Source organism: Nitrobacter vulgaris, from assembly GCF_031453995.1.
GTDB lineage: Bacteria > Pseudomonadota > Alphaproteobacteria > Rhizobiales > Xanthobacteraceae > Nitrobacter > Nitrobacter vulgaris.
This window is the reverse complement of record NZ_JAVDPZ010000011.1, coordinates 79,328-97,913: the sequence shown is the minus strand read 5'-3', so window position 1 is coordinate 97,913 and position 18,586 is coordinate 79,328. Positions and strand designations below refer to the sequence as shown.

The 18,586-nt window shown below is 61.2% G+C and carries 17 protein-coding genes; 6 read left to right on the top strand and 11 right to left on the bottom strand.

The annotated features are described in order from the left end of the window. The first annotated feature begins 94 nt into the window (after positions 1-94). From GGQ85_RS20830 to GGQ85_RS09200, 3 genes are all read left to right on the top strand, one after another. Positions 95-238: a hypothetical protein gene (locus tag GGQ85_RS20830; RefSeq protein ID WP_445376077.1), complete on the top strand. Its 144-nt coding sequence runs from the start codon at positions 95-97 to the stop codon at positions 236-238. Continuing rightward, positions 184-573 carry a TonB-dependent receptor plug domain-containing protein gene (locus GGQ85_RS09205; protein ID WP_309774237.1) on the top strand — a complete coding sequence of 130 codons (390 nt, stop codon included), beginning with the start codon at positions 184-186 and terminating at the stop codon, positions 571-573. Before GGQ85_RS20830 ends, GGQ85_RS09205 begins: the two co-directional genes overlap by 55 nt. A 314-nt stretch (positions 574-887) precedes the next feature. Beyond that, positions 888-1,253 carry a hypothetical protein gene (locus GGQ85_RS09200; protein WP_309774236.1) on the top strand — a complete coding sequence of 122 codons (366 nt, stop codon included), beginning with the start codon at positions 888-890 and terminating at the stop codon, positions 1,251-1,253. A gap of 62 nt (positions 1,254-1,315) precedes the next feature. On the opposite strand, the gene GGQ85_RS09195 is transcribed toward GGQ85_RS09200, so the two are convergent. The 4 genes from GGQ85_RS09195 to GGQ85_RS09180 all read right to left on the bottom strand — a co-directional run bounded on the left by GGQ85_RS09195 (position 1,316) and on the right by GGQ85_RS09180 (position 6,118). Continuing rightward, entirely contained in the window at positions 1,316-1,681 is a 366-nt protein-coding gene (locus GGQ85_RS09195) for a hypothetical protein (RefSeq protein WP_079446155.1), read from the bottom strand. Positions 1,682-1,707: 26 nt separating this feature from the next. Next, the gene (gene flaF / locus GGQ85_RS09190) at positions 1,708-2,073 is read right to left on the bottom strand and encodes a flagellar biosynthesis regulator FlaF (RefSeq protein ID WP_079446154.1); all 366 of its coding nucleotides are present in this window, start codon (positions 2,071-2,073) and stop codon (positions 1,708-1,710) included. Between the two features lie 325 nt (positions 2,074-2,398). Beyond that, entirely contained in the window at positions 2,399-4,015 is a 1,617-nt protein-coding gene (locus tag GGQ85_RS09185; protein ID WP_309774234.1) for a flagellin N-terminal helical domain-containing protein, read from the bottom strand. 492 nt (positions 4,016-4,507) lie between these two features. Continuing rightward, the gene (locus GGQ85_RS09180; RefSeq protein WP_309774233.1) at positions 4,508-6,118 is read right to left on the bottom strand and encodes a flagellin N-terminal helical domain-containing protein; all 1,611 of its coding nucleotides are present in this window, start codon (positions 6,116-6,118) and stop codon (positions 4,508-4,510) included. 355 nt (positions 6,119-6,473) lie between these two features. On the opposite strand from GGQ85_RS09180, the gene flbT reads away from it, so the two are divergent. Further along, complete coding sequence (gene flbT / locus GGQ85_RS09175) at positions 6,474-6,902, top strand: flagellar biosynthesis repressor FlbT (protein ID WP_079446151.1); 429 nt, start codon at positions 6,474-6,476, stop codon at positions 6,900-6,902. A 156-nt stretch (positions 6,903-7,058) separates the two neighbouring features. Here the strand turns inward: flbT and GGQ85_RS09170 are convergent, their stop codons facing one another. The 6 genes from GGQ85_RS09170 to GGQ85_RS09145 form a co-directional block, all read right to left on the bottom strand. Next, a complete protein-coding gene (locus tag GGQ85_RS09170) occupies positions 7,059-8,516 on the bottom strand; it encodes a pyridoxal phosphate-dependent decarboxylase family protein (protein ID WP_309774232.1) in 1,458 nt (485 codons plus the stop codon). Positions 8,517-8,845: 329 nt separating this feature from the next. Next, complete coding sequence (locus GGQ85_RS09165) at positions 8,846-10,351, bottom strand: flagellar biosynthesis protein FlgL (protein ID WP_309774231.1); 1,506 nt, start codon at positions 10,349-10,351, stop codon at positions 8,846-8,848. Between the two features lie 28 nt (positions 10,352-10,379). Then, positions 10,380-12,242, bottom strand: coding sequence for a flagellar hook-associated protein FlgK (gene flgK / locus GGQ85_RS09160; protein WP_309774230.1), 1,863 nt, complete (start codon positions 12,240-12,242; stop codon positions 10,380-10,382). Positions 12,243-12,382: 140 nt separating this feature from the next. Next, a complete protein-coding gene (locus GGQ85_RS09155; RefSeq protein WP_079446146.1) occupies positions 12,383-14,224 on the bottom strand; it encodes a flagellar hook-basal body complex protein in 1,842 nt (613 codons plus the stop codon). Positions 14,225-14,547: 323 nt separating this feature from the next. After that, a complete protein-coding gene (gene msrB, locus GGQ85_RS09150; protein WP_309774228.1) occupies positions 14,548-15,063 on the bottom strand; it encodes a peptide-methionine (R)-S-oxide reductase MsrB in 516 nt (171 codons plus the stop codon). 135 nt (positions 15,064-15,198) lie between these two features. Further along, positions 15,199-16,632 (bottom strand): NAD(P)/FAD-dependent oxidoreductase, encoded by a 1,434-nt coding sequence (locus tag GGQ85_RS09145; protein ID WP_087881118.1) that lies wholly within the window; start codon positions 16,630-16,632, stop codon positions 15,199-15,201. Positions 16,633-16,740: 108 nt separating this feature from the next. Here GGQ85_RS09145 and GGQ85_RS09140 point away from each other — a divergent pair, with 108 nt between their 5' ends. Continuing rightward, positions 16,741-17,274 carry a SixA phosphatase family protein gene (locus tag GGQ85_RS09140; protein ID WP_309774227.1) on the top strand — a complete coding sequence of 178 codons (534 nt, stop codon included), beginning with the start codon at positions 16,741-16,743 and terminating at the stop codon, positions 17,272-17,274. 137 nt (positions 17,275-17,411) lie between these two features. Next, complete coding sequence (locus GGQ85_RS09135; RefSeq protein WP_079446144.1) at positions 17,412-17,840, top strand: universal stress protein; 429 nt, start codon at positions 17,412-17,414, stop codon at positions 17,838-17,840. Between the two features lie 27 nt (positions 17,841-17,867). Here the strand turns inward: GGQ85_RS09135 and GGQ85_RS09130 are convergent, their stop codons facing one another. Then, the gene (locus tag GGQ85_RS09130) at positions 17,868-18,455 is read right to left on the bottom strand and encodes a hypothetical protein (protein WP_309774226.1); all 588 of its coding nucleotides are present in this window, start codon (positions 18,453-18,455) and stop codon (positions 17,868-17,870) included. Positions 18,456-18,586: the final 131 nt, after the last annotated feature.

Genomic DNA, 18,586 nt, shown 5'->3' with positions numbered 1-18,586 from the left:
GCGACCATGATCCGGCGAGCTTAGAACCAATCCAGTCAGACGATATTGCAAGGAAATTACCCAGACGCGGAAACCGAACAGCGTCAATGATGCCTTGAGTTACTCGCCAGGCGTATTTGCGGAAGCCAACGGTTACCAGTCTGTTGCAAGGTATTTTATGCGCGGCTTTCAGAGCAACGAGGTTTGCAGACTACGGGGCTTCAGACCGAGACATACGGCGTTGAGCGTATCGAGGTGATGCGTGGCCCCTCGTCGGTGCTCTATGGGCAAGGGCAGCCGGCCGGTATCGTGAACCTGGTGACGAAGCGTCCGACCGAGCAGACCATTCGCGAAGTGCAGCTTCAAGGCGGATCGTTCGATTACAAACAGGGGGCATTTGATTTCAGTGGCCCAGCCAATGAAGATAAAACGCTTTTATATCGTCTGACTGGCCTCGTTCGTGACAGCTGGCGCTTCTCCGTCAACGCCAGCAACCTGTTCGACAAATACTACGTCGCAGCCTGCTTCTCGATGGCACAGTGCAATCTTGGTCGGGCACGTACTATTCTTGGAACCGCGACCTATCGCTGGTAGCTCGCCCGCCAACGCCTCCCGACATCGGCGGCGGCCCGATCGCGTTCGCCGTTCCATTCAGGTTTACGCAGGACGAACTCGGGCCCGAACGGCATCGGCTCCGGCACTGTAACCGAAACCAACTCCCGCTCGAAGAGCGAGAATCCTCGCTGAGGAGACCTGCCCTCGCATATTCCATCCAGTTTGATTTAAATTTCTGCACTCACGGCATCACCTCATTGAACACGTTTTCTAACGCGGCGTTGAGAGACAGGCGCTAGGCTTGCGTTCTAAAGGGGGGTGGGATTTGACTCGACGGGAGCCTGGAGGCGACCATGGGTACGGATTTCAGTATCAAGCCGGTTGGCGCGCCGGTGGCGGCACCAGTCGTTCAGCCGGCAAGCCCGGCCGCGGACGATGCGGTGGCGACTCAACTTCCGCCGAGCAAAAGCGTCACGGCGACGGACGTCAGCGCGCGCACCCGCAACGATCTGCGGACCTCCGGTGATACGCTGTCACGGCAGGTGGTGGTCGATCGTGACGCCGCCTCGGTCGTCTACCAGGTCGTCGATCGCCGGACGAGCGTCGTCGTGAAGCAGTTTCCCGAAGAGGCGATGCTGCGGCGACGCGCATATTTCCGCACGCTGGATTTGATGAACACTGAGCGCGAACCCTCGGCCGCCACCGACCGCCGCGCCTAGAGCATGATCCCGAAAAGTGGAAGCCGGTTTTCGGATAAGATCATGCTCAATCAAAATAATGCTCAGTTCTGATGGACGTAGGCGTTCTCGAGCGTGCTTGCACCCGTCGCCGGATTGCTCATGACGGTGCTGACCTTCGCGGTGCCAGCCTTTGTCAGCACGAACTTTGAATCGCCGACCCGGAACGAATTGTTCTTTATCAGAACTTCCTGATACTTGATCGTGCTTCCGTACTGGTACTTGGCCTTGGCGCGGAAACCATTGACGCCGGAAATCGTCACGGAGAACGGCTTCTGGTTGGCGTACTTGCCGCTCCATGTGCCTTCGAAAACCTTGGGATCGACGTTAACATACCTTCCGGTGTTCAGATTGACGTTCTGACCGACCGTTGTGTAGTTCGATGCCAGGATGTTCAGGACGTCGGCCAATGATCCGGCTCCGTCTGTGACGGGGATTACGCTCGCCCGGACAAGCCGGCTGCGAGATTGCAGTTGATGTCGATCAGCGCTGTCAGCTTCGCAGGGTCTGGATTTATCTGCATGTCGACTGTCTGCTTCATCACGAAAACGCCGATGTTGGCGATGTTCTGACGAACCTCCAGCGGCTGCGGGTTACTCTCGCTGTCCGCCGCACTCATGAAGATCGACCACAAACGGCGGTTGAACAGCAGCGCCTTTTGCATGTCACTATCGGGCCCTTTCCAGTTGTCCTGGATCTCCCGAAGCTGCCGCGCCGCTTTCAGTAAAGCCTGCGCCTCGATTTCACGCGGAGACGACGAGGTTTGAGCCGTCCGGGCATAGGCTTGAGCAGCATTCGACATCTAAACCTCGGGGGAAAAAGAAAGGGCGCACGCAACTTCGCGTTGCCGAATGTCTATCAGCACCACCTTTAAAATGGGTTACCCGGTGTTTTCACATGCGTCGAAAAAGTGGCAAATGCAGCGGGTTCTGCAATGGTGCCGCTTTGCTCCTGACTGGAATTAGAAACAAAGTTTCTAGATTGTTATTCTGACGCGTTTTCGTCACGCGAACCGGTATCCACTTCGCTCGAAAACGCTTGGCCTCGTTGCGGTGTTTTTTCGATTTTCACATTCGCCGCAGCCTTCACGGCAAGCGAACCTCGTGACATTCGCCGAGCTTACGTCATCAGCGTAGCAATTGCAGGACGCTCTGTTGTGACTGGTTGGCCAGCGCCAGTGCGGACACCGCGATCGACTGACGGGTGGCCAGCGCTTGGCTGTTTGCCGCTTCCTCGTTGGTGTCGGCGAGGGTCAGGTTCGACGAGCCGGTCTGTAACACGTTGATAAGGTTCTTCGAGAAGTCCTGACGGATTTGCACGATCGACAGGTTCGAACCAAGCGTCGAAGCCTGCGTGCGCAGGGTGGTCGACGCTCTGTCGAGGCTGGCGATCACGCTGTTGGCCGAGCCGTTGTCCAGGAAGTCGATGCCCACCGTCAGGGCCGACAGTCCAAGGCCAGCTGCATTCATGTTGGTGCCGGTGATCGTGAGCGTGGACTTTGCGGTCTCGTTGAAGATGAGCTTCAGCGTGTCGCCGCTCAGCAGATTAATGCCGTTGAAAGACGAGTCCGACGCCGTCGTGTTTATCTGCTGAATGATGTTGTTGTATTGATTGACGAGGCCGGCGCGAGCCGCCTGAACCGCTGAATCTTGAACGGGCGCGCCGGCGACAAGGCCATTGAAGGCATATCCCGCGCCGGCCGCGGTTCCGCCGATCGCGCCAATGGTCTCTGCGGCAGCCTCGTTGGCGGTCGAGATCGTGATGACGCCTGCCGAATTGATCGTGGCCTGGAGATTGTTTGAAGCAAGCTGCGCGTTCAGGTCGTTAAGGGTTCTGACGGTACCGTTGGTGCCGTCACCGAACGTGACGTTGGTCGCGACGCCGCCGCCGGTTGCCCCGATCGTTAGCGTCTTGCCGTCGAGGTTTCCCGCGCCCCCGCCGCGCGCCGTCGTTCCCGCGCTCAAGCCTAGCTTTGCGAGAATTCCGGCCGGCGTGGAGTCCGTCAGCGCCAGGTCATGAGCGATACCGGTATTGAGCGCGATCTGCCCGCTGCCGTTGACTGTCGATGCCGTGGCGGGCGTGGTGTTGCCGTTCAGCGCATCGATCACGCCGGTCAACGCGCTGAGTGTCTGGTCGATGCCGATCGTGACGTTTCCGGAAGGGTCGGTCGTCGCCGCGCCCGACGCCGCGAACGTGATGGTCTTGCCGTTGACGGAAAAGCTCTCGCCGGCCGCGGGGCCGGTCGGCGTCGCAACCGCGCCGTCGGTCAGCGCGCTGATAAGGGTGGCGCCGGTCGCGGCGGCGTTGGCGGTGCCGGTCTTCAGGGCGGTGCCGGGCGTTGCGGCGACATTTGTGAACGGTGTCGTGCCTCTGAGATCGAGCGCGGTCGCGCCCGTTACGGGAAGACTTTCCACCGACGATTTCTGTGAATAGCCGACCTGGGATTGCAGAACCTGATTGGCAACCGACTTCGCCGTGTCCACCAGCTTCTGCAGCGAGGTCAGGCCGGTATTGGCCGCCTGCAGCACCTGTATGCCGTTGCCGATGCCGTCAAGCAGATTGCTGATATCGTTGGCGCGGTTGTCGAGCGCTGCTGCAGTGAAATAATTGGTCGGATTGTCGAGGGCCGTGTTGACCTTCTTGCCGGTGGCAAGACGGTTCTGCGTTTGCGCCAGCAAATCGGCAGTAGACTGCAGCGAGAGCAAATTCTGGCGAACGGATGCCGAGAGAACGATGTCGGACATGACTGGCCTTCCCTAACCTGCGCGGACGCCAACTCGCCCCAAGAGCCGGTCGCTGGTCGGAAAGGTGAACAAGACGTTTTAATTTATGGTTAACCCCGGATTAATCCCCGCTCGATCGTCGCGGCCACCAGAAGTAGTCGTGACGTTCGTGGCGTGTCACGTGCTTTCTGAACTCAAGCGGCAGAATGCAAGGCGGATTAGGGTTTTGCCCCACTATATTAACTACGAAATTCAATAGCTCGGAAGCATCGCCCCACGAGCAATTTTCGCCGTTCTTTCAAGACCTCATGAACAAGCACTGACAATCCGCCTTCAGAAGAATTGGACCGCCGGCTAAAGCTATTCCGCTTTGATGAAATCAAACCCGACCCTTAGCTTTTTTGTTTGGCGCGTTTTCTTCACGCGAACCTCGTGTCCACTTCGCTCGAAACGCTACAACAAAAAACGGCGGGGTTTTCCCCGCCGTTTCCGTCGTCTGAGATGCGTTTGCGATTAGCGGAGCAGCTGCAGCACGCTCTGCTGCGACTGGTTGGCCAGCGCGAGCGCCGACACCGCGATCGACTGGCGGGTGGCCAGCGCCTGGCTGTTCGCCGCTTCCTCGTTGGTGTCAGCCAGCGTCAAGTTGGACGAGCCGGTCTGCAACACGTTGATCAGGTTCTTCGAGAAGTCCTGACGGATCTGCACGATCGACAGGTTCGAACCGAAGGTCGAAGCCTGCGAGCGCAGCGTGCCGGACGCGTTGTTGAGCGAGTCCAGAACCTTGTTGGTCGAGGCGTTGTCGAGGAAGTCGGTGCCCTTGACCAGCGACGCGAGGCCGAGGCCAGCCGGATCAAAGGTCACGCCCTGAATGGTCAGGGTGGACTTGCCGGTTTCGTTGAACACCAGCTTGAGCTGATCGCCATTCAACAGGTTGACGCCGTTGAAGGACGAATCCTGCGCGGTGGTCTTGATCTGGTCGATCACCGCGTTGTACTGGCTGATCAGCGTGGCGCGGTTGTTCTGCGCGTTGGCGTCTTCCACCGGCGCACTCACCGTCACGGAAGCTCCGAACAGGCCTGCACCAGCAGCAACCGCCGTACCACCGAACGCACCGATCGTGGCATGGGCATGATCGTTGGTGGTGGTGAAGGTCAGCGCGCCGGCCGTGCTGATCGAGGCCGACAGGTTGTTCGCGGCCAGCGCCGTGTTCAACTGATCGAGGGTCGTCACGCCGCCCGTACCGAACGTGATGCTGGTCGCGGTGCCACCGTCGGTCGCGGCGATCGTCAACGTCTTGCCATCGAGCGCAGCCGGAGTTCCGGCCGTGCGGGCGTAGGTGTTGGCGGTAAGACCAAGCTTGGTGAGAGCAGATCCGCTGATCACCAGATCCTGGGCCGTACCGGTGTGGATCGAAATCGCACCGGCCGCAATCGTGGACGTGCCAGCAGTATTGCCCGTGATCGCATCAATGGCATCGAGGACATCGCCCACGTCACCGGTGGTCACGTCAATCGAGAGCGTGCCAGCCGTCGCCGAACCGCTAGTGCCGGAACCGCTGTTGAACGAAATCGTCTTGCCGTTCACAACGATGGTGTCGGATGCGCTGATATTGGACGCAAGGTTGTCCGAACCCGCACCCGCCGTACCAGCCAGCTTGGTCGCAGTCGTGATCGCCGCTGCGCCACCGGTGTCGTCGTTGTTAACCGCCGAGCCGGTCACGGTCCGGTCAGTCGGAGCGCCGCCCGGTCCGAGCAGGTTGTCCGCCGTCGCGCCAGTGATGGCGGCGGTGGTCGCCTGCGACTTGGTCGAATATCCCGTGGTCGCCTGGAGCGCCTGGTTGGCGATCGACTTGGCGGTATCGACCAGCTTCTGCAGCGAGGTGATGCCGGTGTTGGCAGCCTGCAGCACTTGCACGCCGTTGCCGATCGAGTCGAGCAGGTTGTTGATGTCGCTGGCGCGGTTGTTGAGGCCCTGCGCGGTGAAGAAGTTGGTAGGGTTGTCGAGCGCCGAGTTGACCTTGTTGCCGGTGGCAAGACGGTTCTGCGTGGTGGAGAGCAGATCAGCGGTTGACTGGAGGGAAAGCAGATTCTGGCGAACCGATGCGGAGAGAACGATATCGGACATCTTTCATACCTTTCTGGTGTGAATACACATACGCCCATACGCCGAAGATCCTCGGCGAGGCGCCACACTGGTGTGAAGACTCTAAGAAAGCATGAAGCCAATCGCAGACTCGCGCGGCTGTTCGGCCGGCGGCCGAAGCGAGCACATGGCTTGATTTGCGCCGGTATGGACGGGATTCAAGGACATTTCATTTCCGGTGGCCGCCACCGCCGTTTACCCGGCGTTAACCATAATCGGGAAGGATCACGGCCAGACTGTCCGCGATGCTCGCGCCGACGCGGCCGTCCGCCGCATTTCGCAGCGAATGGCAGTGCCGTGCGTTCCGGCACGCTTCATTCAATGACAGGAAACCGTCATGGCGCTGAAAGTCGAATTGAAGCCGCATGAACGCATCATCATCGGCGCCTGCGTTGTCACCAACACCGACCAGCGCGCGCGGCTTTTGATCGAAGGCGATAAGATTCCGATCCTTCGCGAGAAGGACATTTTGACGCCTGAAACAGCGGACACACCCGCCAAGCTGATCTACCTCGCGGTGCAACTGATGTACCTGTCGCCGGAGCCACAGATCAATCACGGCACGTATTTCAGCCTGCTGCGCGACATCATCACCACCATGCCGGGCGCGTGGCCGATCATCGAGGGCATCAACAACGACATCCTCAACGGCGACCTCTACAAGGCGCTGAAGGAAGTCAAGAAATTGATCGCCTACGAAAAGAAGCTGGCGGGTATGAGCGACAGCACCGCCGATCGCGCCGACAGCAGACGACGCTCCGCCTGACATCACGCCGCGCGAGCATTTCCGGTCAAGTGGAATCCGGTTAGCAGAAAGAAAATGCCTTCGATCAATCTGCGCGTATTTCGATCGCGAACTGGTATCCACTTCGCTCGAAAACGCCATAATACGCGCCGACGCGGGCGCGCGGCCATCCCGGCTTCAGGTTTCGCGCGCGCCGAATTCCAGCACCGCTGATACCAGCGCTTCGATGTCGCGCATTCCGGTGCGATGATTGACGATCGCCGCGCGGATCGCGAGCCGACCGTCCAGCATGGTCGTGGACGGCGCTGCGATTCCCGACTCGTGCAGCAATGCGACGATTTCCGCATTGACCCTGTCGGCATCGTCGGCCCGATAGCGGAAGCACACGATGTTGAGTTGCACCGGCGCGAGCAGTTCGAGTTTTGGTTCGGCCGCGATCTGCGCTTCCAAGCAGCGCGCCAGCGCGCAGGTCCGGCCGATCATCGCGCCGAGCCTTTCGGTGCCGTAGGCTTTCAACGTGAACCACGTCTTCAACGCGCGAAAGCCGCGGGACATATCCGGGCCGTAGTCGCATGGCCACGGCGAGCCCGCCGCAAGCCCGCGCGTTTCCCGGCGCAGATAGGCGACCGGCGCCGCAAATGTGCGGCGGTGCTGTTCGCCGTCGCGAACGAGAAGGAAGCCCGCGTCGTAGGGCACCTGTCCCCATTTGTGGAAATCGAAAGCAATGGAGTCGGCGCTTTCAATTCCTGCGAGGCGAGGTGCAATCTCCGGCGACAAGACCCCGAGAGCGCCGAATGCGCCGTCGATATGCAGCCATAGTTTCTCGTCGCGGCACACGCCATGCAGCGCCGCAAGATCGTCAATCGCTCCGATGTCGACTGTTCCCGCCGACCCGATCACGAGAAATGGTTCAAGTCCCGCGGCGCGATCGACGGCGACCTGCGCACGCAACGCATCGGCATCGATGCGATGACAGCGGTCAACCGGAATCCGCCGCAGGGCGTCGGTGCCGAAGCCTGCGAGGTCCATGGCCTGGGCAATGCAGCCATGCGTCGCAACCGATGTATAGGCGATGAGACCGGCGCCGCGATCCATCAAGCCCCGCTGGCGCACGGACGGGCCGATTCGCGCTGAACGCGCCACCAGAATTCCCATCAGGTTCGCCATCGACGTTCCCGTGACGAAGATGCCGCTCGCGGTATCGGGAAAGCCGAACATCTGCCGGACCCACAGAACGATCTGCCGCTCGACTTCGAGCGGCATCTGATCGCGGCCCGCGACATTGGTATTCAACCCCGCCGCCAGCATTTCGGCCAGCATCCCGACAGCCGTGCCGCCGCCGTTGACCCATCCCATGAATCCGGGGTGGACATTCCCGGCGGTGTACGGAGCGATGTACTCGGCAAACTCCCGATAAATGTCGGCCACATCGGCGCCCTCCCGCGGCAGCTCTTCGCGGAAACGGGCGCGCGTTTCCGCCGGTATCGGCCGCCATACCGGGCGCTCGCGAACCTTGGCTATATGATTGAACATATCATCGAGCATCCGGTGCCCCTCCGCTCGAAGCTTGTTCCAGTCGTCTGGATCGAGCGTTTCATCGGCTTCCGGCAGCGTGTCGCGCGATGCAGGCTTCATGATGCGCGCTCCCCGCCGCACGCGATCATCGTGCACGGCGCATCAAAATGACGAAGGACGAATTCAATCTCAAAGCTGCGCATGAAACGTGCTTCCTTGCCGCGCGCAAAAGGGCTTCTGACCGGCATTTCCCGATGGGCTGATAAACCGTCGCGCCTGCCCGCTCCAGTTCCACTTAGAGCATTTTCGTTCGAAAACGCCATAGGAGGCGGGCCAGTCCCGGCAGCGCGGAATTCCCAATGAGTAACGTACCATGACGGGTTTTGGAACGGGTTTGTCGTTCCTTCGTCAGGGCTGAAGCTATCTTGCTTCGGACGTAACTAATAACGTCAGATGAATTTTACCAGGCTGAGCTGCGAGAGCATCGCCGTGGTCTGGTATGACGCCTGCAGGTCGGTTTGCAGCGCCAACAACTGACTCGCGACCTCGTCGGTGGAGACATTCTCCGCCTGGTCGATGATATTCTGCATGGTCGCTTGCGTCAGTTTCTGCCGCGCGGTCGCATCCTTCATCACGGTTTGCGCGTTGGCGAGGTCGACCTGGATGTCACGGATATTCTGGCTGCCGGGCGCGATCGTCAGATTTTGCGCAACGCGCGAGTTGAGCGCCGAAATCTGGTCGGTCGCGTTCGGATCGGTCGGCGATGTCGTCACCGCCGCGAGAACCGCAACGGATTCCATCAGCGAGCGGATGGCGTCCTCGTTCGCGCGCATGCCATACTGCACCGTCACCGAAGGATCGACCCGCACGGTCGAGGTTGCGCGCGCCGACCCGGCTCCGGCGTCGCCGGTGTACCACTGTACGGTATCGGCGGCGGTGCCGTTCACCGCGGCCGTGGCGGTCGCAAGCGTCGCGGGCGGCGTAATGTCGACGCGCTGCGGTGGCTGATCAAAGAAATCATGCGTCGCGCGGATAGCGGAGGCCGCGACCAGCGATGTCTTTGCCAGCGTTCCGACCGAGCTCGTCAGTGCGGCGTTGAGATTGGCAGCGGTTGCGGCAGGCGTCGCGCCGATCGCAAAGCTGCCGGCAGGCGTCGGGACTGCGCTGGAGGCCGTCAGTTGCACTGTCTCGCTGGTGCCGTCCGGAAGATTGAAGGTGAAGCTCACCGCGTCGCCGTCGGCCGGGTTGGTGGCACCGAGATCGATTGAAATGGCGGGCGGCGCTCCGGCCGGACCTGTGACGGTGGCCCCTGTCAGTGACGACGACACCGATTGCAGTTTCATGCCGTAAACTGAAGGCGATGCATCCTCCGCAACTGACACCGACGTCGCGGTCGGCGAGGAAATGTTGAGACGGCCAAGGCCGCCGGTACCGAGGTCGGCCTGGTTGCGCTCGGAGATGACCTGCTTCAACCCCGCCTGCCCGGCCCCATTGCCGTTCAGGATGAGATCCGACGCGGCCACCGGCTGAGTATAGATTGTGCTGCCGGAAAAGATGTAGCGGTCGCCGGCTTGCGTATTCAGGATGCCGACCACTGACGAAAATTGCGCGACCGCGGTCTGCTGGCCTGCGGTCTGTCCGGCGCTGTTCAGCACCTGCGATCCGCTGTTCGCGGCATTTTGCAACTGCGTACCGATGTTGGAGAGTGCCTGCAGCGCCGTATTGGCAACTCCGATGTTGGTGTTGATCTTCATCATGGTGTCGGTATACGCGGAGATGTTCGACAGTTGCGCGCGCGCCGCGATCGCAAAGCCTTCGTTGGCGCCCATGCCCGAGTAGGTGGTCGCACGCTTGCCGCTTGTGAGTTGGTTTTGCAGATCGGCCATCTGCGTCTTCAGGTTCTGGATCGAGCCGCCAAGGATGGTGTTGCCGAAGCTGATTCCGTTGATCGCCATGCGAACCGCCTTTACGCCGTCGTTACAATTATGCCTGCAGCAGCGTCTGCATCATGCTCTGCACCACGGTCATCACATGTGCATTCGCCGCATAGGAATTCTGCAACGCGATCAGATTGGACATTTCGGTATCCATGTTCACTCCGGACTTGGCGTCGAACTTCTCCTGCAAAGTATTGACGACGATGTCCTGACCTTGCGCGACCTGCTTCGCTGTTGTCGCCGTGCCGCTCTGCAAGCTGACGAACTGCTGCAGGAACGATGGCAATGTACCCTGAAACGGCGCGGCGGCCGCGCCAAGGCCGGTGCTTGGAGAGTATGTGAAAGTGGCTGACGTCAACCGGTCGAAAATGAAATCGGAGCGCGTGGTGTCGCCGGCGGGAGTCAGCGGCGAGGTGTTGTAGACCGTGAGCTTCGAGGGATCGGCAAGCAGCGCTGCGTTGACCTGAATGCGCCCCGCCAGCCCGGTGATCTGCGACGCGGTGCCTGTGATCGCGCCGGTATAGAGCGAGGCACGGTCGGTGAAGAAAGGCAGTTGCGGACTGCCCGAGGTCAGCGACTGCACCGTCGTCGTAGTCGATGCCGCGGTCACGGTCGATGCACCCGAACCGTCGTCAACCACCCGCAACTGCGACCCGGAAGCGGAAAACGTCAGATGCGACGTAGCTCCTAGTTGCGCATTCAGTTGCGACACGATCGAGGCGAGCCCGCCCGAGAAATCGACGCCGATCACCCTGTCGTTTGGATTCGAGGCCGTGTTCGGAATCGGCAGCGCGGTTGGGTCGTCCACCCGCACCACGGTGACGGTGTGCGAGACGTTGCTGGAGTCGGTGTAGGTAACGTTGAATGCGTTGCCCGGCAGCACGCTGGAGAGACTGGTGTCGAATCCCGATGGCGGTCCGGCCACCGGCGCGCCGCTCGTGGTGACGTCCGACAATGCGCTGGCGAGCGTCGCCGCCATCTGGTCCACCTGGTTCTGCGCCTGCACCAGAATCTTGTCACGCAACTGCACATCGGCGGCGATCTGGCCGGAGTTGATGCCTTGCAAGGCGATCATGTCCATCTTCGCGCCGTTCGGGAGCTGGCAGATGATGGTGCCGACGCTCGACTGCGCGGGATCCGCGCTCCATCGCGAGTTCGCGGTAAGCGAGGACTGCGCGTTGAACGTCAGCGTTGAAGCGTACACACCGCCGACGAGCTGGATGCCAGACGTGGTGAATACCGAGGTCTGATTGACGCCGTCCGTCGACACACGGATGTCCATCAACCTTGAAAGCTGATCGATTGCAGCGTCGCGCTGATCCATCAGCGTCGCGGCCGCCGGGTCCTGAGCACTCAAGCTTTGCAGCTTCTGATTGAGCTGCGCGATTTGTTGCATCGCCGCGTTGGCCTGAGAGACCGACACAGACAGGTCCTGTTCGGCATTGGATCGCAGCGTCTGAATGCCGCTGGTGGTCGCGTTGAGCTGTTGCGCCAGCGCCTGCGCGGCGTTCAGCACCGACGACTGCGCCGCAGGATTGCCTGAACTCGCCGACAGCGCCTGTAATGCCGAGGTGAACCTGTTATAGGCCGCCTCCAGCGTTCCATCGTTGCCGGGGGTGCCATAGACGTTCTGCAACTGGCCGAGCACTCCGGCGATCTGATTTGCATAAGCGCTGCCGGCATTTTCCGTGCGCAACTGCGACTGGACATAGGCGTCAAGCGTGCGGTTGACGCCGATAATGCGGACGCCGGAACCGGTGCTGCCGGTAACGATCTGGTCCTGCACCAGCGTCTGCGCGACGTAGCCTGGCGTGTTCGCGTTGGCGACGTTGCCGGACACGATCGACAGAGCGGCCTGGTTGGCGCGCAAGCCGGACATCGCGATGGAGAGGGCCGAACTCAAACTCATCTTTTTGCCCGCCTCGAAACCGGATCAATCCGCGTCGTGACCAGAGTCCGATTCAACTGCGTTGAATCAAACTCTGTTCTATTCATTCGACTGAGCATGATCTTGTCCGAAAACCGGTTCCCACTTTTTGGGATCATGCTCTATCGCAGCACGTTCAGAAGATCCTGAACCATGCTGTTCGCGGTGGTGATGACTTTCGTATTCGCCGAATAAGCTTGCTGGGTCACGATAAGCTTGGTGAACTCGTCGGCGATATCGGTGTTGGAGCCTTCGAGCGACGAGCCGCTGATGTGCCCTGCCGCACCCGCGATTGCAGGCCCCGACTCGTCTGTCACCGCATAGGCCCCGCCGTCGAGCGCCTTGAGGTAGTTGGTGCCGTTGAAGTGCGACAGCGACACCTGCGCGAGAGACAGGTTCTGCCCATTCGAGAAGGTGCCGACCACAACGCCGTCATTGTTGACGGCAACCGACTGTAGCTGTCCGGCGGCGTAGCCGTTCTGGTTGATCGCATTGATGGTGGCGTTGCCGCCGCTGCTGGCGTACTGGGTCAGACCGCCGGAGCCGATATTCAGCGTGAGATTGCCGAGCGACTGGGACCCGACACTGACGCTGGGAATGGTGACGGACGACCCGACCGGGCTTGAAAGCTGGCCGTTGGTGCCGAAGGTGAAATTGGTGCCGACGTTGATCCACGCCGCTTGCGTGCCGGTGGCGTTCGGATTGGCCTGATAGAACAGGTTCCAGGTATCGGAATGCCCGGCGCCGAGCGAAGCGCTGTCGGTCTTGGCCCAGCGCAATTGCAGGTTCACCGCCGTCCCGGTCGCATCATAGGCCGTAACCGCGCCGCCGCTGATCGATTGCTGCTGGAAGATTGTCTGGTCGTTGGCGATCACCACGCCAGCCCCGGGCGTGCCGCCGCCCCCGCGCGCTACGTTGGTTGTCGCGCCGAAGCCCATTGCCGTCCAGCCCGCGGCTGCGCTCGTCACCGAGAGGTCCTGCGCGGTGCCAGTATGCAGGGTGATTGCGCCGGTGCCGGCATTGATCGTCGGAGCCTGGCCGGTGATCGCGCCGATCTTGCTCAGCAGATCACCGACGGTGTCGTCGATGCGGACATGGGTCGCATCCTGCGCGCCCGGCGGCAACGCGGTGCTGGCGTCGGTGAAGGTGATCGTGGTGCCGTTCACGGTGATGGTGTCACCGACCGCGAATCCGCCCGGCAACGAGTCGCTCGGCGCCGTGCCCGACAAAAGCGTCGCGCTGGAGATCGCGACCGCAGGCGTCTGCTGATTGGTCGCCGGCGACCCAGTTATGGTGTTGTCGGTATAGGGCGGGGCCGGTGTGCCGACCACAAGGGGATTGAAATTGGTCGTGAAGTCGGACGGGTTCAATCCGCCGGCCGCCGTAATGCTCCCGACCGGCGCGGTCGCGCTCGACAGCGTTCTCGGCACCGCCGGAAGATTGGCGGCGTATTGCACCGTCGTCGTGGCTTGCGCAGGAACGAAGCTATTCTGGAATTTCAGCACCTGCGGCACATTGCCGAGCGGGTTGCCGGTCCTGGGATCGACCGTCACGCCCATCAGATAGTAGCCAGCGCTATTGACCAGATGGCCGTAAGCATCGACCTGAAAATCGCCGCGCCGCGTGTAGTAAGTCACGCCGGAAAACTGCGGCTGGTTGTCGACCCGTCCCGTCGGCGCCTGGACGTTGAAGAAGCCATCGCCGTTTATCGCCATGTAAGTGCCAACCGTCGAGGCGGACACCGTTCCCTGACTGCTGATGGTTGGCGTCGCATAGGCGGTTACGCCGCCGGCAACCTGGCGATTGGGGGTGGTCGAATCCGGGATCAGGTCAACGAAGGCGGTGGTGATACCCTTATAGCCTGTGGTCTGGGAGTTCGCGATGTTGCCGGAGATATTCTGAAGTGCAAAGGACTGTGCCTGCAAACCGCCGACCGAAGTATTCAGTGCGTCGAAAATACCCATACGTCGTCTCCAACTCGATCCAGGCGGCGGCCCAAAACGCGGGTCAAAATTCGCCGCGGCCGGCAAACGACATCGCAAGCTCCATGCCAACGGAAGAGACAAATTATTTCAGCAAGTTAGCATAGAGCTCCGGCTTCAAAGCCCGGGGCATTCTTGCCTTGCTCGGCAACTCTTGCCGGGAAGCGCCTCGCGGTGGCGAGCGATCGGGGCTACTTTTTGCGAGGGGTCCGGTTCGCTGTCTTCGGAAGATATGAAAGATATGAAGGAGTGCCGGGCCGAGCCCGGCCATCACGATCTCCATCCGGGGATGAAGCAAACGAACTTTACGTCGCCGATGGCGAAGCAGGATGGAAGACGAGCGCCAACCCGTCCATGCAGTATCGCAGGCCCGTGGGTTTCGGCCCGTCGTCGAAGACATGGCCGAGATGGCCGCCGCAGCGACGGCAATGCACTTCGGTCCTCGCCATGCCAAGCGTTGTGTCGGTAGATTTTCCGACCGCGTTGTCGAGCGGCTTCCAGAAGCTCGGCCAGCCGGTACCGCTTTCGAATTTCGTCTCGGACGAATAAAGCGGCAGGCCACAACCGGCACAGGCGAATGTGCCCTTGCGATGCTCCTTGAGCAAGGGACTGGAGAAAGGTGGCTCGGTGCCGTGCTCACGCAGGATGTGATACTGCTGCGGCGTAAGTTGCGCCCGCCATTCGGCATCGGTCTTTTCGATCTCGAACTTTCGCGAGACCTTCGTCCCCGTCGCCCAAGCGGATTCTCTCCCCGACCAGCGGAGGCCGAACAGGCCCGCGAGACCGGCGGCGGATGCGAGCAGGATGCGGCGATCAATCATGGTTGTCTCCGTGCAAGCGAGAACCGATTCACCTTGCATCTCATACGGGACGACCTGGGCAAAGTTACACGGACGTGTCGGGAATGTTCTCACGTTCTTGCGAGGTGGTTTCCGGAAGCGTTTGGCTTCCTCCCATTAGCGGGGCGAGGTTGAAGAGCCGCCCGCTCCTGTTTCCCCGGAATCATTTGGCGCCAGCGCATGATGAGCCGCGGATCGCCGCGGACGCGATCCCGTCTGGCGATTGGCCGCATTCAGCCGCGCCTGCCGCGCCCGCTCGCGATAGCGCGCCAGCGTGCCGGCGGCGGCGGATCGCGCTTGCATGGCCATGCTGATCGCATAGCCTGCCGCGCGTCCGGTCATTCCGCCCGCCCATACGAGTTCGAACGGCGCAAACAACCGCCAGCGGTCGTCTCCTTCCAGCATGCCGCGGGCGATCAGTTGCCCAGCCATCGCCGAGGTATTCAGCCCCTGCCGGCCGAAGCCGCTCGCAACCCACAGTCCAGGCCGTAATTGGCCGACCTGCGGCATACCGTGCACGGTCTGACCGACCGCACCACAGAAAGCCTTCGCGATCTCGACAGTACCGAGTTGCGGGAAGGTGGTACGGATGCGCTTGCAGATCCCCCCGGCATGGCGCTCCGGCCGCGCCTCCCAGGTCGTTTCCGGGCTCGCCCACATCAGCCTGTCGCCATCAACGATCCGAAAATGATCGATCCCGTCAGTGTCGATGACAGAGCCCTGAAACCTCATCACCTCGGCGAGCCGCTCGCCCAACGGCGAAGTGACGGCGGCATACCGCCAGACCGGCACCAGCGTATCGGACAATCGCCGCAACGCTTCGCCAAGATGGACATTGCCCGCAAGCACGACGTTGGAAGCCCGCAGCCGCGCCCGCGGCGTCGTAATGCGTTTCCGAATCCCGGACGAATCGATGCTAACCACCGGCGTCCCTTCGAAGATGCGAGCACCGGCCTTACGCGCGAGCTCCGCGAGGCCGTGAACATATTTGCGACCGTCGATCTGGAACGCTCGCGGATAATGCACCGCGTGAAAATACCGGTCGGTGCGTAAGGTGTCGCGGACGCGGTCGATCTGCCATCCCTCTGCCTCGGTCGCAAAATCCTCGCTTAGCATTTGCAGTTGGCTGATGAGCCGCTCGCCGGCATCGACATTGGAAACCTCGAGCGCGCCTTCCGTGAGTCCTAGTCCCGGAATGACATCTTCAGCGGCATGGGCGCGAACATAATCAGCGCCCTGCTGAGACAGCGACCAGAGTTCGTAGGCATCATCGAAACCGACGCGCGCGATCAGATCGGAAAGCGGAAGTCCGTAGCCAGGCATCGCCGTGCCGAGATGATGGCCGGACGCACTCCAGCCGACATGGCGGCCCTCGAGCACGACGACGCTTGCGCCTGTCCGTGCCGCCTCCAGCGCCACAGTGAGGCCGGCCAGGCCGCCGCCGACGACGCAGATTTCAACGTCGAGATCGAAAGTCAGTTGCTCGCGCCGCTGCGCCGCAGACTCCGCGTCACCGGGACCATCGGCCGCAACTATGTTATCCGAAATCATGACGTTTCCTACCACTACCCCTGTGACCTTGTCCCGTGCAAGGTTGTAGACTAAGCCGGCCCTACCCCGCGTTCCGGGTCATGCTTAACCTCGAATCGAGCCAGCGTCATGCGCCGCCTTTTGCTGCTTCGACACGCGAAAACCGAACGCGACTCGCCCAGTGGAAGCGATCGGGACCGCCCGCTTGCCGCGCGCGGCCGCAACGACGCCGCCGAAATCGGCGCGTGGCTTTTCACCGAGCGATCACTGCTGCCGGATCTCGCGTTGATCTCGACCGCTGTGCGGGCACGCGAGACCTGGGACATCGTTCGGCAAAAGTTTTCGGATCAAATGGCTCCGGGACTTGTCGAGCACCTGCCGGAGCTATACGGCGCCGAGCCGGCGCAACTCCTGACAATTATTCGTTCCGCCGGCCCGGATCCTGAGCGCCTCATGATCGTCGGGCACAATCCCGGCATGCACGACCTCGCGCTTCGTCTGATCGGCGGCGGTGACGCAGCCGGACGTGCGGCGCTGGCCGACAACCTGCCGACGTCGGGTCTTGCCGTCATCGACTTCGCCGTCGATCGCTGGGACAGCATCACATTCGGTGGCGGACAACTCGTCCGGTACGTCAGCCCGAAACTGCTGAAGGAAGCCTGACAGTTCGGCCTTTCATCCGACTCCGCATCGCTTTCATGATATGCTTGTATGGCACGCAGCATGGCAAGCTGCCCTTGAGTCAGCCCCTGAGGAAGACAGGATTCGACGCGGGGACTGGGCATGATGGAGGACACCCGATGTTCAAATCCATTCTCGTGCCGATCGATCTTACCAACACCGATCTCGCCAAGCCCGCGGTTGCAACCGCGGTGTTGTTGTCGCAAACCTCGAACGGAACCATCAGGCTACTGAACGTGCTGCACATGACGCCGGTGATGCTCACCGAATACGTGCCGGCGGATTTCGACATGCTGCAGCGTCAGTCGTCCCAGGAGGCGCTGGCAATCGTCGCACGCGAGGTGGGCATCGAACCGTCGCGCATTTCCAGCGTGGTGCGGCAGGGCAACAGCGTCTATCATGAGATTCTTGAGGAATCCCAGGCCGTCGACGCCGACCTGATCGTGATGGCTTCGCATCGGCCGGCGATGAAGACCTACTTTCTTGGCTCCAATGCCGGCTATGTGGTGCGTTATGCCAGTTGCTCGGTGTTGGTCGTGCGACATTGAGCATCAAAAGCGAGGAACAGCGTCAGTTTACGGCAGCAACTCCCGCGGCAACGCATTGAATGTGTAGGCACGCGGTCTGTTGCGGTGCATGAAACGGCCGATCTGCCAACCAAAAAGCGCAGACAGACCGACGATGAACAGGGCGCCGGCCCATTCGCCTGTCACCATCGCCCGCACCAGCAGGGCTGCCATCGCTACGGACAGCAGCGTCAACACGCCCGCGCCCGCAAAATAAAGCACCGGGTTCAGGCCGCCAACGAGCATGGTGCGCGCGCCATGCGCTGCAAGCCGTCGGTGCAGTTCGACGATGAACGTGCTGTAGTCCTTGTCCTGCGCATCCATCAGCGCCAAAGTCCGCCAGGTGGTGGACATCACGATGATGCATCCGCCGTCCCGATGGCTGATCTCGGTCCGGAATCGGTGCGACTGCATCGACATCGGCCGGTAGGACATGCGCAAGGCAGCGACGTCCGCATAGCGCCATCTTCCCGTCCGGCGGCCAACGCGCCACGATATCCCGTCATCCTCCAACGCGAACCGATGCGCTGAGCCGATCAGCGAGGCTCTATAAGCGTATCCAACGCCAGGCGGCGGTATCTCTGGTGGCGGCGACACAATCGGTACCCTTCGCACAGCGGTGCGTTCTCTTGCTCGACGTGCAGTTTTTATCCTAGAGTCTTTCACCGCTTCACGAAAACAGCGAAAGACTTAAGCTTTTTGATTTGAGGCGTTTTCTTCACGCGAAC